At 32.6% G+C, this 13,654-nt stretch carries 13 protein-coding genes and 1 other RNA gene; 7 read left to right on the top strand and 7 right to left on the bottom strand.

What is annotated here, in order from left to right; all coding sequences use genetic code 11:
- Positions 1 to 24: 24 nt before the first annotated feature.
- From fsa to ffs, 4 genes are all read right to left on the bottom strand, one after another.
- Positions 25 to 678 carry a fructose-6-phosphate aldolase gene (fsa, locus tag HNV08_RS14170; RefSeq protein WP_173282011.1) on the bottom strand — a complete coding sequence of 218 codons (654 nt, stop codon included), beginning with the start codon at positions 676 to 678 and terminating at the stop codon, positions 25 to 27.
- 128 nt (positions 679 to 806) lie between these two features.
- Positions 807 to 1,193, bottom strand: a complete 387-nt coding sequence (locus HNV08_RS14165; RefSeq protein ID WP_173282010.1) for a hypothetical protein — start codon at positions 1,191 to 1,193, stop codon at positions 807 to 809.
- Positions 1,194 to 1,236: 43 nt separating this feature from the next.
- Entirely contained in the window at positions 1,237 to 2,040 is an 804-nt protein-coding gene (locus tag HNV08_RS14160; protein WP_173282009.1) for an SDR family oxidoreductase, read from the bottom strand.
- A gap of 58 nt (positions 2,041 to 2,098) precedes the next feature.
- Positions 2,099 to 2,197: signal recognition particle sRNA small type (ffs, locus tag HNV08_RS14155), an RNA gene on the bottom strand.
- A gap of 98 nt (positions 2,198 to 2,295) precedes the next feature.
- Between ffs and HNV08_RS14150 the strand changes: the two genes are divergently transcribed.
- From HNV08_RS14150 to HNV08_RS14130, 5 genes are all read left to right on the top strand, one after another.
- Positions 2,296 to 3,324, top strand: coding sequence for a glutaminyl-peptide cyclotransferase (locus HNV08_RS14150; protein WP_173282008.1), 1,029 nt, complete (start codon positions 2,296 to 2,298; stop codon positions 3,322 to 3,324).
- 96 nt (positions 3,325 to 3,420) lie between these two features.
- Entirely contained in the window at positions 3,421 to 4,206 is a 786-nt protein-coding gene (locus HNV08_RS14145; RefSeq protein WP_173282007.1) for a carboxypeptidase-like regulatory domain-containing protein, read from the top strand.
- A 25-nt stretch (positions 4,207 to 4,231) separates the two neighbouring features.
- Positions 4,232 to 4,621 (top strand): acyl-CoA thioesterase, encoded by a 390-nt coding sequence (locus HNV08_RS14140; RefSeq protein WP_241697233.1) that lies wholly within the window; start codon positions 4,232 to 4,234, stop codon positions 4,619 to 4,621.
- Between the two features lie 83 nt (positions 4,622 to 4,704).
- Positions 4,705 to 5,460, top strand: a complete 756-nt coding sequence (locus tag HNV08_RS14135) for a hypothetical protein (protein ID WP_173282006.1) — start codon at positions 4,705 to 4,707, stop codon at positions 5,458 to 5,460.
- Positions 5,461 to 5,534: 74 nt separating this feature from the next.
- Positions 5,535 to 7,130 carry a right-handed parallel beta-helix repeat-containing protein gene (locus tag HNV08_RS14130; protein ID WP_173282005.1) on the top strand — a complete coding sequence of 532 codons (1,596 nt, stop codon included), beginning with the start codon at positions 5,535 to 5,537 and terminating at the stop codon, positions 7,128 to 7,130.
- A 19-nt stretch (positions 7,131 to 7,149) separates the two neighbouring features.
- Here HNV08_RS14130 and HNV08_RS14125 read toward each other — a convergent pair whose 3' ends face one another.
- Both HNV08_RS14125 and HNV08_RS14120 read right to left on the bottom strand, forming a co-directional pair.
- Positions 7,150 to 7,290: a hypothetical protein gene (locus tag HNV08_RS14125; RefSeq protein WP_173282004.1), complete on the bottom strand. Its 141-nt coding sequence runs from the start codon at positions 7,288 to 7,290 to the stop codon at positions 7,150 to 7,152.
- A gap of 141 nt (positions 7,291 to 7,431) precedes the next feature.
- Positions 7,432 to 8,706, bottom strand: coding sequence for a serine hydroxymethyltransferase (locus HNV08_RS14120; RefSeq protein ID WP_173282003.1), 1,275 nt, complete (start codon positions 8,704 to 8,706; stop codon positions 7,432 to 7,434).
- Positions 8,707 to 8,817: 111 nt separating this feature from the next.
- On the opposite strand from HNV08_RS14120, the gene fahA reads away from it, so the two are divergent.
- Entirely contained in the window at positions 8,818 to 10,113 is a 1,296-nt protein-coding gene (gene fahA / locus HNV08_RS14115; protein WP_173282002.1) for a fumarylacetoacetase, read from the top strand.
- 304 nt (positions 10,114 to 10,417) lie between these two features.
- On the opposite strand, the gene HNV08_RS14110 is transcribed toward fahA, so the two are convergent.
- Entirely contained in the window at positions 10,418 to 12,100 is a 1,683-nt protein-coding gene (locus HNV08_RS14110; RefSeq protein WP_173282001.1) for an RluA family pseudouridine synthase, read from the bottom strand.
- A gap of 260 nt (positions 12,101 to 12,360) precedes the next feature.
- Between HNV08_RS14110 and HNV08_RS14105 the strand changes: the two genes are divergently transcribed.
- Entirely contained in the window at positions 12,361 to 13,545 is a 1,185-nt protein-coding gene (locus tag HNV08_RS14105) for a hypothetical protein (RefSeq protein ID WP_194242025.1), read from the top strand.
- Positions 13,546 to 13,654: the final 109 nt, after the last annotated feature.

Here is a 13,654-nt window from a genome sequence, read left to right as displayed (position 1 = left end):
CCTTTAAGCTTAAGGTTAATTTAATTAATTCCCTTTCTTATAATCTTCTAAGAATTTTGCTAGACCTGCATCAGTTAAAGGATGCTTTAACAATCCTGAAATTGAACTTAAAGGTCCTGTCATAACATCGGCTCCTAATTTTGCACAATCAATAACATGCATGGTGTGACGCACAGATGCCGCTAAAATTTGAGTATCAAAAGCATAGTTATCGTAGATATGACGAATCTCTGCGATTAAATTTAATCCATCTGTAGAAATATCATCTAAACGACCAATAAAAGGTGACACATACGTTGCACCAGCTTTGGCAGCTAATAAGGCTTGTCCTGGAGAAAACACTAAAGTAACGTTGGTTTTAATTCCTCTATCTGAAAAATATTTACATGCCTTTACACCATCTTTAATCATTGGTAATTTAATAACAATCTGATCATGTAGTTCTGCTAACGCTTCCCCTTCTCTTACCATACCTTCAAAATCTGTAGAAATAACCTCTGCAGATACATCTCCTTCTACAATATTACAAATATCAACGTAATGCTTTAAAATATTGTTGGTACCTGTAATACCTTCCTTTGCCATTAATGATGGGTTTGTTGTAACACCATCTAAAATACCCATATCTTGAGCTTCTTTAATTTGCTCTAGGTTTGCCGTATCGATAAAAAATTTCATGTTATGTTGTTTAAAATTATTATTTAATAAGTTGCTGCGAATTTACAACTTAATGGCTAATTTACAGAAATGATTTTCAGATTATATCAAAAAGAAAATATCAAGAATACATTACTGAGATTCCACAATCAACAAATAACTTTTTGTGGTGCTATAACTGCATAGTATTTCGGACTCATCTGTGAAATCTCTAAAACATCCACATATAAATCCACCGTGATTCTATACGTACCAGCGACTTCTGGTATGCCTTGTAATTTTACGGTTCTATAATCTACTACGTACTCCATTCCTAATGGTAAACCTTTAACATCAAAATAATAATCGTAATCATCATCTCGTGGTTCATTGTTTATTTCTGCCTTAAGTGATGTGTAGAAATAACTATCTACTGCAGTAACAGGAAATGATTTATTAGGAAGTTCGGGTTCTCTAGGAATGATACAACTTAAGGTGTCTTCACAACCTAAACATAAAAAACAGAATAAAAACGGTAGAAAGTAATTTGATTTCATAATAGCTTATTTAAAAACTAAATCACAAAAAACATACCATTTTCTATAATTTATAATGGTTCATGAGCATTTTTTCATAAACAGTATCTGGTAGAATTCGTTTTAAAACAATTGAAAATTTCTGCATAAACACACCAACCTTGTAATGTATTTTAGGATTCTTAGTTTCTATTATCTTATAAATGGCTTCTGCCATTTGTTTAGGATCACTACCACTATCTACATGCGCATCCATCATACTTAAAGTTTTCCCGTAAGTCGCTTTATAAGGCGAATTTTCTAAGACTGGTGCATGGTAGCGACCTGCTGCTATATTCGTGGCAAAATCGCCAGGTGCAACGTTGGTCATGCTAATATTAAACCCTTTTAATTCCATTCTAAAGGCTTCGGTTATTAATTCTAATGCGCCTTTACTTGCGCTGTAAACACCTCTATAAGGTAATCCCATATAACCAGCAATTGAGGTAACATTAATCACTAAACCCGAATTATGCTCTCGCATAGATGGTAAAACGGCCTTAATTACATTTATGGGACCAAAGAAGTTGGTTTCAAAATTCCGTTTTATTTCTTGGTCTGGAATTTCTTCAATTGGTCCTGTGATACCTGCTCCTGCATTATTAATTAACACATCAATTTTAGAAGTTTCCGCGAGTACATTAAAAACACATTTAGAAATCGTTTCGGGTTGCGTAACATCTAAAGCAACAATAGGAAATTTACTATTAGGATAATTTTCTGGATTTCTACTGGTGCCATACACTTTAAACCCTTTGGCATGAAGAAACTCACCAACCGATTTACCAATTCCTGAAGAACCTCCTGTGATTAAAACAACTTTAGACATATAGTTTAGAAATTATTTAAACGAAAGTACAAATTTATAGGAGACTTTTGGGTACAAAAAAAGGCAAGCTACCTACATCACACCGCTACAACCGTTTACCTTTGCTGCGTTCCCGCCCTGGAGGATTCAACAGGAGCTGGTTGTGTAGGACTTGCCGGCTGCAAAGATACAACCTTTTCATATTTACACAACGATTTATGTAGATTTTTAAACTGAATTTAATTTAATAACTTGCTAAAAAATAAAACAGCACTTATGTTAGCATCTAAACATTTCATTTTCTTTACATTAACTCTATTTTTATTTAGCTGTGGCGAAAACAATTCGACTAAAACATCGCGTTTAACTATAAAAACGAATGAAAAATCATTAATGTATGGAGATTCTTTAAAGTTATCTATTGAAAATCCTGAGAATTTAGAAATTTCTAGTATTGCTTATGAACTAAATGGAAAACCTATTGAAACTAATTCTGTTTTAAAACATATAACATTAGGGCAAAAAACAATTACTGCAAAAATAAAACTTGGAGACCAATTAGAAACCATTACTAAATCTGTGGTTATCTATAATAATGTAATTCCTACAATTTACACCTATGAGATTGTAAACACCTATCCTCACGATATCACGTCTTACACCCAAGGGCTTGAGTTTTATAATGGTGAACTCTATGAAAGTACAGGGCAAAAAACAAAATCTAAACTTAGAAAAATCAATTTTGAAACAGGAGAGGTTATCAAAAACATCAATTTAGAAGATCAATATTTTGGAGAAGGTTTAACCATTTTAAACAACAAAATATATCAATTAACATGGCAAGCTAAAAGAGGGTTTGTGTATGACGTAGAGAGTTTTGAAAAACTAAATACATTCAATTACGGCTCAAGCAAAGAAGGTTGGGGCATTTGTAATGATGGCGAAACATTATACAAATCTGATGGTACCGAAAAGATCTATTTTTTAGATCCTGAAAATCTAACGGAAAACGGACACTTAGAAGTGTACACCGAAAAAGGAAAAATTCCAAGAATTAATGAACTAGAGTGGATAGATGGTAAAATATTTGCTAATATATATCAAAGAAATGGCGTTGCTATAATCAACCCAAAAACAGGTGGTGTTGAAGGTGTTATTAACTTTAAACCATTAAAGTCTTTGGTAAAACAACATCCTGATTTAGATGTATTAAACGGTATTGCATATCATCCTGAGCGTAAAACTATATTTGTTACAGGAAAAAACTGGGATAAACTCTTTGAAGTAAAAATCACAGCGCAATAAGCAAAAGCGACTTCACTCATTGAAAAGACGACTTTACTCATTCTACGTTTTATTTCATAATCAACTTTTGGTTCTTTGATGTAAATCATAGAAATCATGAGAAAAGTAATTACCATAAGTATTCCAGAACCTTGTCATGAAGATTGGAATACAATGACGCCTCAAACACAAGGACGTCATTGTGCTGTTTGCGATAAAACAGTTGTAGATTTTTCAAAACAAACAGATGAACAAATTATTACAGCTTTAGAAACTAATAGTCATTTATGCGGAAGGTTTAAAACGGAACAGATTGATAGAGACATGGTTTTAGCCAGAAAGAATAAAAACAACTATATATCTTGGGTGGCTTCTGGTCTATTAGCATTTTTGGCAATAGGAAACCAAAGTATCTATGCACAAGGTAAACCCAACTCAAATCTCACAGAAACAACAATAAGACCTACTATAGGTGGCAAAATAGCAACCTCTATATTAGTCAAGCAAAAAATTTATGGTATGGTTACCGAAGCAGAACGCGGTAAACCATTAGTCGGTGTTTCTATAGTGGTAAAAAGCACCAATCAAAAAATTGAAACCGATTTTGATGGTAAATACACCATTGCAGTAAAGAAAGATGAAACGCTTATTTTCAGCTTCTTAGGTTACATTTCACAAGAAATAAAAGTTAAAAATGCAAAACACATTAATATTAAGCTTCAATCAAATGAATTGGAAATTCTAGGTGAGGTTAATGTAGTTGCAGGTGGCATTAGAGTTTATGACCATAATACACCAACACATGCGCTTTCAGAAAATAATCAAGTGCAAAACGGTTCTAAAAAAAGAACCACAATAGGTAAATTCTTTTACGGAATCAAAAGATTGTTTAGTAAGAAATAATATCTTTAAGCATCAAAACACAACGATGCAAATATTTGAAAAAACCATAACGGTTTCACAAGATGATATAGATGACCTTAACCATGTAAATAACGTGCGTTATGTGCAATGGGTTCAAGATATAGCTAAAGCACATTGGCTTGCATTTGCTACAAAAGATATATTAGAAGCCTACTCATGGTTTTTAGTAAATCACTTTATAGAATATAAAAATCAAGCATTATTAGGTGACACATTACATTTAAAAACCTTCGTCCCTTTAGTTGAAGGCGTTTCTACCATGAGACATGTAGAAATCACTAATGTAACCACCAATAAATTAATAGTGAAATCTAAAGCAAAATGGTGTTTAATTGATAATAAAACACAACGACCAACACGTATTATTCCTGAAATTGGTGCGCTTTTTAATTAACATTTTATTAGGTTAAAGTTTATTTAATGCTAAGTATGGTATCGATTAATTCTCTTTTCTTTAGAGCATCAATCAATTATACAATGCAAAAAACGACTTTTCTCCTCTTTCTGTTATGCCTTCCTTTGCTACATAATGCTCAAACATTAAAAGGCAAAGTATACGATTCTAAAGGCACGATAAAAAACATTAAAGTTTATAATAAAACTCAAAACCGCTTAACGTTAACTAATGATGATGGCGATTTTAGTATCACGGCAAACGTAAAAGACAGCATTACTTTTGAATCTTTATTCTACCATAAAAAGACCATAATTTTAGAAGACATTCATTTTACCGAAACTTTCGTTTTTGAACTTAAAGAAATTTTAAATGAGCTAGACGAGGTTGAAATTAAAGCAGAACCAGAACAACCTGTATTTACTGAAGAAACTTATAATGCAGAATTAAAAAACATTTTAAAAGAAGACATCAAAAACAACCCTCACCTATACCAACCAACTAGTGGAAACATATTGGCAGTATTAGGTTTAGTCGCTAAATTATTAAAGAAAAAAGATAAATATCGCGAACCTATTTACAAACCTATAACATATACGCAAATAGATTCGTTATTTGATAAAAGCGATTTTTTTAATAAAGAATTACTATCCAAAGACTTAAAAATCCCAGAAGATAAAACGTATTTATTTTATGACTTTTGTGACGCTAAAGAAATCAGTTCTAAACTACTGAAAGATGAAAACAAAATGCTGCTGCTTGAAGAATTGGTACTAAATAGTCAACTGTTCTTAATCATATTAGAAGAATATAAAGAAAAAAACGTGTCAAAAGAATAGAAATATGTAGGTTTAGATACTAAAACCTAACTTCAAAAGTTATATTTTTAAACCTTAATTTTATTAATGAACTCATGAAGAGATTACTCTCATTTTTACTTTGCTTCGGAATCCTAATATTTTGGAGTTCTTGTCGCAATGATTTTGAATTCTCTCCAAATACCGGAAATTTAGAATTTGCAAAAGACACTATATATTTAGATACAGTGTTTTCAACTATAGGCTCTAGCACTTATAATTTAAAAGTATATAATCGCAGTGATGAAGACATTGTAATACCGACGATTCAACTAGAAAATGGAGAAAACTCTCTTTATAGAATGAATGTCGATGGGTCTACTGGTATTCAAAACGATAATCAGATAGGTAAGTTTTTTGAAAATGTAGAGTTATTAGCCAATGATAGCTTGTATATTTTTATTGAAACCACGATTGATATTAATTCTCCTGAGTTAGGTGTATTAGAAAATCAATTTTTATATACCGATAAAATTTTATTCGATTCTGGAAGTATTCAGCAAGACGTCGATGTTGTTACCTTGGTAAAAGATGCAGTGTTTATATATCCTAATAGAGAATTGAATGAAGAAGACAACTCCTATATAGTTGAGACCTTAACTTTTGATGTAGATGGCGACGGAACACCTGATGAAACCAACTTACAAGGACGATTTTTGCAAGACAGCGAACTCACTTTTACCAATGAAAAGCCGTATGTTATTTATGGTTACGCAGGCGTTGGCGAAGGCAAAACCTTAACTATGGAAGCTGGTACGCGTGTTCATTTCCATGCAGATTCTGGTATTATTGTAACCGATGGTGCGTCTTTAAATATTAATGGAGACTTAAGTACAGATCAAGAAACTTTAGAAAACGAAGTAATTTTAGAAGGTGATCGTTTAGAACCGTTATACTCAGATATTCCAGGTCAATGGGGAACTATTTGGTTATATAATGGAAGTATTAACAACACTATTACATATGCAACCATAAAAAATGCTACGATTGGCCTATTGGCTGAAGGCAACCAAACTGCTGAGAACGATAAGCTAACCATTTCTAATTCTAAAATATTTAATATTAGTAGCTTTGGCGTTTTAGGAAGAGCCACTTCAATAAAAGCAGAAAATCTAGTCATTAATAATTGTGGACAATCCTCATTTGCAGGAACTTTTGGAGGCAAATACAATCTAACGCATTGTACTATAGCAAATTATTGGAATTCGAGTTTTAGACAATATCCTTCTTTACTCATAAATGATTATATATTAGAAGAAAACGGCTTACCAATAATCAACAATGCAACGGAAGCTAATTTTATTAACTGCATAATATACGGAAATAACGATCCTGAATTTTCAATAGAAAATGAAGGTCCTACTTTTAATTTTAAATTTACCAATTGCTTATTAAAATTTAATGATACAAATTTAGAAGACTCAGGGAATTATGAGTTTAACAACACAGAGCATTACGTGCAAAATGTTTTTAATCTAGATCCTAAATTTAAAAATTCGCTCGAAAACGAACTGCAAATAGGAACCTCTTCTGGAGCCAATGGTAAGGCATTACAACTCACTCCACATGCAGGTTATGATATTCTACACAAACCTAGAAATTCTACTGCGCCAGATTGTGGCGCATATGAAAGTATTGTATTTGAAGATTAGTTATGAAAACAAAGCTTAATTATTCAAAGTTTGCAATTGAAATTATAAAGTATCTATGGTTAACTTTTAATGCCTTAGCTGCAATACCTTTTGTTGTAGCTGTTGTAGAAAAGATAAGACGACCAGATTTTAAAAATCTATCTACGCAATACTTAATCATAATAGGTTTCGTTATAGCGATTTCACTCACATTAAATCTTATTTTAATTTATAAAAAAAGCCCTTCAAACTAAATTGAAAGGCTTTTCTATATTTTCAGATCAGATCGGTTTTAAAAACTGTCAGATCTATTTATTTAAGTCTAAGCATTAAACAGAGAGCGTCCTCCCATTAAAGCATTCACTTTTTCAGCAACACCTTCTAGAACAGTTTCATCTTGGTAGTTAGTTAATACTTCATCTATTAAATCTACAACATAAGCCATATCAGATTCCTTTAAACCTCTTGTAGTAATTGCAGGTGTACCAACTCTAATTCCAGAAGTTACAAAAGGAGATTCTGTATCAAAAGGCACCATGTTTTTATTCACTGTAATATCTGCTTTTACCAATGCATTCTCTGCATCTTTACCAGTAATATTTTTATTTCTAAGGTCAATTAACATCATGTGGTTATCCGTTCCTCCAGAAATTAAGTTATAATCTTTAGCTACAAACGCTTTTGCCATAGCATCAGCATTGTGCTTTACTTGTAACATATAATGTAAAAACTCATCCGTTAAAGCTTCTCCAAAAGCAATTGCTTTAGCAGCAATAATGTGCTCTAATGGTCCACCTTGATTACCCGGAAAAACACCAGAATCTAATAAACCAGACATTTTACGTAGTTTACCATTTTTTAAAGTGATACCAAATGGGTTATCAATATTTTCGCCCATCATTATCATACCACCTCTTGGTCCACGTAAGGTTTTGTGTGTTGTAGTTGTTACAATATGACAGTGAGGCATTGGGTCATTCAAAATTCCCTTTGCAATTAAACCAGCAGGATGCGAAATGTCAGCTAATAAAACAGCACCAACACTATCTGAAACTTCTCTAAACTTAGCAAAATCTATATCTCTAGAATATGCAGAAGCACCAGCAATGATTAATTTTGGTTGCTCTTTTTTAGCTTGGTCAGCTAACATATCATAATCAATATAACCTGTATCTTTTTTTACACCATAAAATGTAGGACGATATAATTTACCTGAAAAGTTAACAGGAGAACCATGAGTTAAATGGCCACCATGAGATAAATCGAAACCTAATATAGTATCGCCTGGTTTTAAACACGCATGAAAAACTGCTGTATTTGCCTGACTACCTGAATGTGGTTGTACGTTAGCATATGCAGCTCCAAATAATGTTTTAGCTCTATCAATAGCAATGTTCTCAACCTCATCAACTACCTCGCAACCACCATAGTAGCGTTTACCAGGATAACCTTCAGCATATTTATTTGTTAATACAGAACCTGCAGCTTCCATAACTTGGTCGCTTACAAAGTTTTCTGATGCTATTAATTCTATACCATCGATCTGGCGTTCATTTTCAGCTTTAATGAGTTCAAAAATTTGTTCGTCGCGTTGCATATATAATGTGTTTGTTAAATCGGTACAAAAATAGTGAATACATTAGTTTAAATATTAAAAATTATGTAGGTTTGAGTAGAATTTAATGAACATTTAATCAACAATAGCAATATGCCATTATCAGCCAATAATCCAGATAGAACGTCATGGTTACATGTCGGCAAAACTTCAGACTTCCCAATTCAGAATATTCCTTTCGGTGTTTTCTTAACTAGAGACGACATAATTACAATAGGAACCAGAATTGGTGATACGGCAATTGATCTTGGCGCTTTACATCAATTAGGTTATTTTGAAGGTATACCGTTAACAGACGATATCTTTTTACAAGATACACTTAACGACTTTATTGCTGATGGAAGAAAAACTTGGCGTTTAGTAAGAAATAGAATTGCTGAAATATTTGATGCAGAAAATGATACGTTAAAAAATAATGTACCTCATAAAGAGACGATTTTATTTCGTTTGGATGAAATTGAAATGCAATTACCTATACAAGTTGGTGACTATACTGATTTCTACGCGAGTAAAGAACATGCTACAAATGTAGGAACTATGTTTAGAGATCCAGATAACGCTTTATTACCAAATTGGGTACATATGCCAGTTGGTTATCATGGTAGAAGTTCTTCTATTATTCCTTCAGGAATTCCTATTCATCGTCCGCAAGGCCAAACGTTACCTGCAGATGCTGATCAACCTGTTTTTGGGCCTTCTAAATTGGTAGATTTTGAATTAGAAATGGCGTTTATTACAACAGATGCTAATGATTTAGGTGAACCAATTCCTATTGAAGAGGCTGAAGAATATATCTTTGGTTTGGTTTTATTTAATGATTGGTCTGCACGTGATATTCAGAAATGGGAATACGTACCGCTTGGACCATTCTTAGGAAAAAACTTCGCGTCTTCAATGTCACCTTGGATTGTAACACTAGATGCTTTAGAACCGTTTAGAACAGAAAGCCCAAAGCAAAACCCAAAGCCTTTAGATTATCTTCAGACTAAAGGAAAAAAGAGCTTTGATATTAATCTAGAAGTTGGTATTCAACCTAAAGGAGGCAAAGAAACTACGGTTTGTACTTCGAATTTTAAATATATGTATTGGAACATGTCTCAACAATTGGCGCACCACACCATTAATGGTTGTCCTGTAAATTCTGGAGATATGATGGGAAGTGGAACCATTTCTGGCCCAACACCAGATTCTTACGGTTCTATGTTGGAGTTGAGCTGGAAAGGCACAAAACCAGTAAAATTAAAAGATGGTACTGAGCGTAAATTCATCAATGATAATGATACCGTAATTATGAGAGGCTATTGTGAAAATGATGATATTAGAATTGGTTTTGGTTCTGTAAAAACGAAATTATTACCTGTATTTGATTCTAAGAAAAAGAAGAAATAGTCAGTGTTCAGTGTTCAGTGTTCAGTGTTCAGTGTTCAGTGTTCAGTAATCTAAAAAATATAGAAGGAAGATTAGAGTGAAATAACTTTAATCTTCTTTTTTTATTAAACATATTTCAACAAACTCTAAAACTCTAAACTTTTTACTAATCACAAGCCACGTTTAACTCTACACTTTACACTTTTTACTTTCTACTGTACACTTTACACTCTACACTTTTTACTGTCAATTGAGACTGAGAACTGAAACTGAGACTGAGACTGAGACTGAGACTGAGACTGAAAACTGTAACTAAGACTGTAAACTAAAAAGAAGCCTCACAACTAAAACTAACCCACTCTTTCTTTACTGGATGCTCAAAACTCAACGTTTCTGCATGAAGGTGTAATCGATTTGAAATTGTTCCGTATAAATCATCGCCAACAATAGGCATATTTAATCCTTTATGATGCGCAGCATGTACACGCAACTGATGTGTTCTACCAGAGATTGGATAAAAATGAATCCTTGTCTTATTATCCAAGACCTCAACCACTTCAAATTTTGTTTTAGCTTTTTTACCGTGCTCAAAACAAACCAATTGCCTTGGTCTGTTATTTAAATCTACTCTAAGAGGTAAATCGATAACGCCTTGTTCATCTTTTAAAGTTCCGTCGAGCAACGCAACATAACGCTTTTTTATAGTGCGTTCTATAAATTGTTTTTGAAGTTTTTTATGCGTTCTTTCATTCTTGGCTACTAATAACAATCCAGAAGTAGACATGTCTAAACGATGCAATAGCAAAGGACCAGTCGCATTTGGTAAATACGCTTGCATCCTCGTCAACACAGAATCTTTAATGGTTTTACCAGGAACAGATAAAAACTCATGAGGCTTATTAACGAGTAATAAATAATCGTCCTCATAGATTATTTCTAATTCGCCATTAAACACACCTGCCAATTCAATAGGATTTGGCTCTACTTCTAAGCCTTGCATCATGTGTTCTAAAATAGGCTCGCATCTTCCTCTACAAGACGGATAAAACTGTCCGTGTTTTCTAACTTCTTTGGTTGGCGCAATTCCCCAATAAAATTCGGCCATTGCAATGGGCTTCATGTTATTTTGATAAGCATACTGAAACAGTTTAGGTGCTGCACATTCGCCAGCCGCTGCAGGTGGTTTTCCTATATCTGTACTATTAAAAATTGTAATTAAATCTTTGGTTTCGCCTTTAGCGTTTAGAAATCTATAATGCTCATGAATTTCTTTTTGCAAACGCGCAGACAATGTTTTTCTTTCCAGTTTTAAAGCTTCAATTGGTTTTTGTAATTCGGCTAAATTCCTTTCTGCTGTTTTCAGCGCATCTTCAAGATGTAGCTTTAAATATTTTAAATCTATATTACTCTGAATACTTTGTTGCTTTAAATCTTCAAAAAAAAGTGATTTTTCAGTATCTGAAAGATGTTGCTCTGCTTCTACTCTACGCTGTTTTCTTTTTTGTTTTTCGGCTTTTGCATTAGCTTTAAAATCTTCAAGTTTTTGAATGTTTTCAAGCTTTAAATTCTTTAATCTTTTTAAGGCTTTTTCAATTTCTGGATTTTGTTCTAATTGTTCAATTTCAGCTGTTAAATCATTTAAACGTGCTTCATTTTGCTTATAAAAACCATCCTTATTTAAAGTATCATAAACTGGTGGTACAAATCCTTTTAAATGATTGCTTTCTGCTAATTTTCCTGAAAATGCTGTGAGGTAACCTAATTGTCCTTCTGAAGTTTCAACTAACATTACACCAAACATTTTTCCGAGTTTTAAACCTTTTTTTGATTCGTCTAGACCAAAATTATGTTCAAAATCTTGCTGCGTAGATAAGTATGCTTTTACGGTATCTGCAGCTTTAATACAAAGTGGATGTGGTGTATAATAAAACGGAAATGTAAACTGTTTGGGAAGTTTTTCCGAAGGAATTTCTAAAGAATGAAAACAACCATTTTCCGTATTAAACATAGTACTTTCAATTGATTTGCAAAGAAACGAAATTATATTCTATTCGTCAGTTCTACTGACATACAATTATAATTTGGCACCATTGGTCAGTTCGAGTGACATTGCTTCTTTTTCGCAATTTTGTATCGAGAACAATATGTTTAAAAAAGCTTCTCGATACAATTTGTTTGTGCCTCACAAATCACTCGAAGTGACGTTCAATTTAAAGTTTGGCATCATAATTGAAATTACTAATTATATAACCAATAAAACCTAACATTATGAAAAGATTTTTACTTTTAACAGTCCTTGTTTCAGTACTAGTATCTTGTAGTGCTAAAAAACAAATTGAAAGCGCCATTAGCAACGGAAATTACGACGAAGCTATTTCTGAAGCGTTAAGAAAACTTGAAAACAATAAAGACAAAAACCGAAAGCAAGATTACATTGTGATGCTTGAGGATGCATACTATAAAGTTTTAGAAGAAGATTTAAATGACTTGGCTCATCTTAAAAAAGATGGTAATCCAGAACAATACAAAACGATTTATTCTATATATGTAGATTTAGAAGAAAGACAAAATGCGATTAAGCGTGTGATGCCTTTGCAAATCAATGGAAAAACATTGAACTTAGATTTTAATGATTATACTGCTGAAATTGTAGATTACAGATACAAAACCTCTGAGTATTTAATTGGCCAAGGGATTACATTATTAGATTCTGGCGATAAATATAATGCAAGACAAGCACATGGTATTTTCAGTTATATTGAAGAAATCAACCCTAATTTTGAAGAAAATAGAAGCTTAATTACAGAAGCGCATGAAGCTGGTATGGATTATGTACACGTTTCTGTACAAAACCAGACACAACAGTTTATTCCACAACAATTAGAAGCAGATTTAATTGATTTTAACACCTATGGTTTAAATGATTTTTGGACAACATATCACACTAACACGAGTGAAACAATAGATTATGATTTTGCCATGGCATTGCAATTAAAGCAAATAAATATTTCGCCAGAGCGTATTAACGAAACACAGATTTTAAGACAAAAACAAATTGTTGATGGTTGGGAATACCAACTAGATAGAAACGGAAACGTGAAAAAAGACAGTTTGGGTAACGATATTAAAATTGATAAAATTATAACTGTTAAGGCTAGATTTACGGAAGTTTTACAAACAAAATCAGCACAAGTAATTGCTGATGTGGTTTATACAGATTTAAAACAAAACCAAACCATTGACTCATATGCTATTGATAGTGGTATTGTATTTGAAAATGTATTTGGAACATTTAAAGGCGATAAAAGAGCGTTACATAAAGATGATATCTCCCTAATTAACCAAAGACAAATGCGTTTCCCAACAGACGAACAAATGGTTTATGATACAGGCGAAGATTTAAAACTAAAACTTAAGGATATCATTGGTTCTTATGCGTTTAGAAGAAGTTAAAATAATGAATACCAGATTAAAAAACTCTTACTTAGGTAGGAGTTTTTTATTTTTAGCTGTTATAATTATAGAATCCAATATGTTATTAAAGTTAAAAATAGCACTTAAT

It is taken from the genome of Winogradskyella eckloniae, assembly GCF_013249045.1.
GTDB lineage: Bacteria > Bacteroidota > Bacteroidia > Flavobacteriales > Flavobacteriaceae > Winogradskyella > Winogradskyella eckloniae.
Note: the sequence above shows the minus strand (reverse complement) of the source record. Positions and strands in the feature narration are given on the sequence as shown.

What these genes read in the sequence shown, in the direction of transcription:
- fsa (WP_173282011.1), bottom strand. Translation starts at nt 678, where the DNA reads ATGAAATTTTTTATCGATACGGCAAACCTAGAGCAAATTAAAGAAGCT.
- HNV08_RS14165 (WP_173282010.1), bottom strand. Translation starts at nt 1,193, where the DNA reads ATGAAATCAAATTACTTTCTACCGTTTTTATTCTGTTTTTTATGTTTA.
- HNV08_RS14160 (WP_173282009.1), bottom strand. Translation starts at nt 2,040, where the DNA reads ATGTCTAAAGTTGTTTTAATCACAGGAGGTTCTTCAGGAATTGGTAAA.
- HNV08_RS14150 (WP_173282008.1), top strand. Translation starts at nt 2,296, where the DNA reads ATGTTAGCATCTAAACATTTCATTTTCTTTACATTAACTCTATTTTTA.
- HNV08_RS14145 (WP_173282007.1), top strand. Translation starts at nt 3,421, where the DNA reads ATGAGAAAAGTAATTACCATAAGTATTCCAGAACCTTGTCATGAAGAT.
- HNV08_RS14140 (WP_241697233.1), top strand. Translation starts at nt 4,232, where the DNA reads ATGCAAATATTTGAAAAAACCATAACGGTTTCACAAGATGATATAGAT.
- HNV08_RS14135 (WP_173282006.1), top strand. Translation starts at nt 4,705, where the DNA reads ATGCAAAAAACGACTTTTCTCCTCTTTCTGTTATGCCTTCCTTTGCTA.
- HNV08_RS14130 (WP_173282005.1), top strand. Translation starts at nt 5,535, where the DNA reads ATGAAGAGATTACTCTCATTTTTACTTTGCTTCGGAATCCTAATATTT.
- HNV08_RS14125 (WP_173282004.1), bottom strand. Translation starts at nt 7,290, where the DNA reads ATGATTAAGTATTGCGTAGATAGATTTTTAAAATCTGGTCGTCTTATC.
- HNV08_RS14120 (WP_173282003.1), bottom strand. Translation starts at nt 8,706, where the DNA reads ATGCAACGCGACGAACAAATTTTTGAACTCATTAAAGCTGAAAATGAA.
- fahA (WP_173282002.1), top strand. Translation starts at nt 8,818, where the DNA reads ATGCCATTATCAGCCAATAATCCAGATAGAACGTCATGGTTACATGTC.
- HNV08_RS14110 (WP_173282001.1), bottom strand. Translation starts at nt 12,100, where the DNA reads ATGTTTAATACGGAAAATGGTTGTTTTCATTCTTTAGAAATTCCTTCG.
- HNV08_RS14105 (WP_194242025.1), top strand. Translation starts at nt 12,361, where the DNA reads ATGAAAAGATTTTTACTTTTAACAGTCCTTGTTTCAGTACTAGTATCT.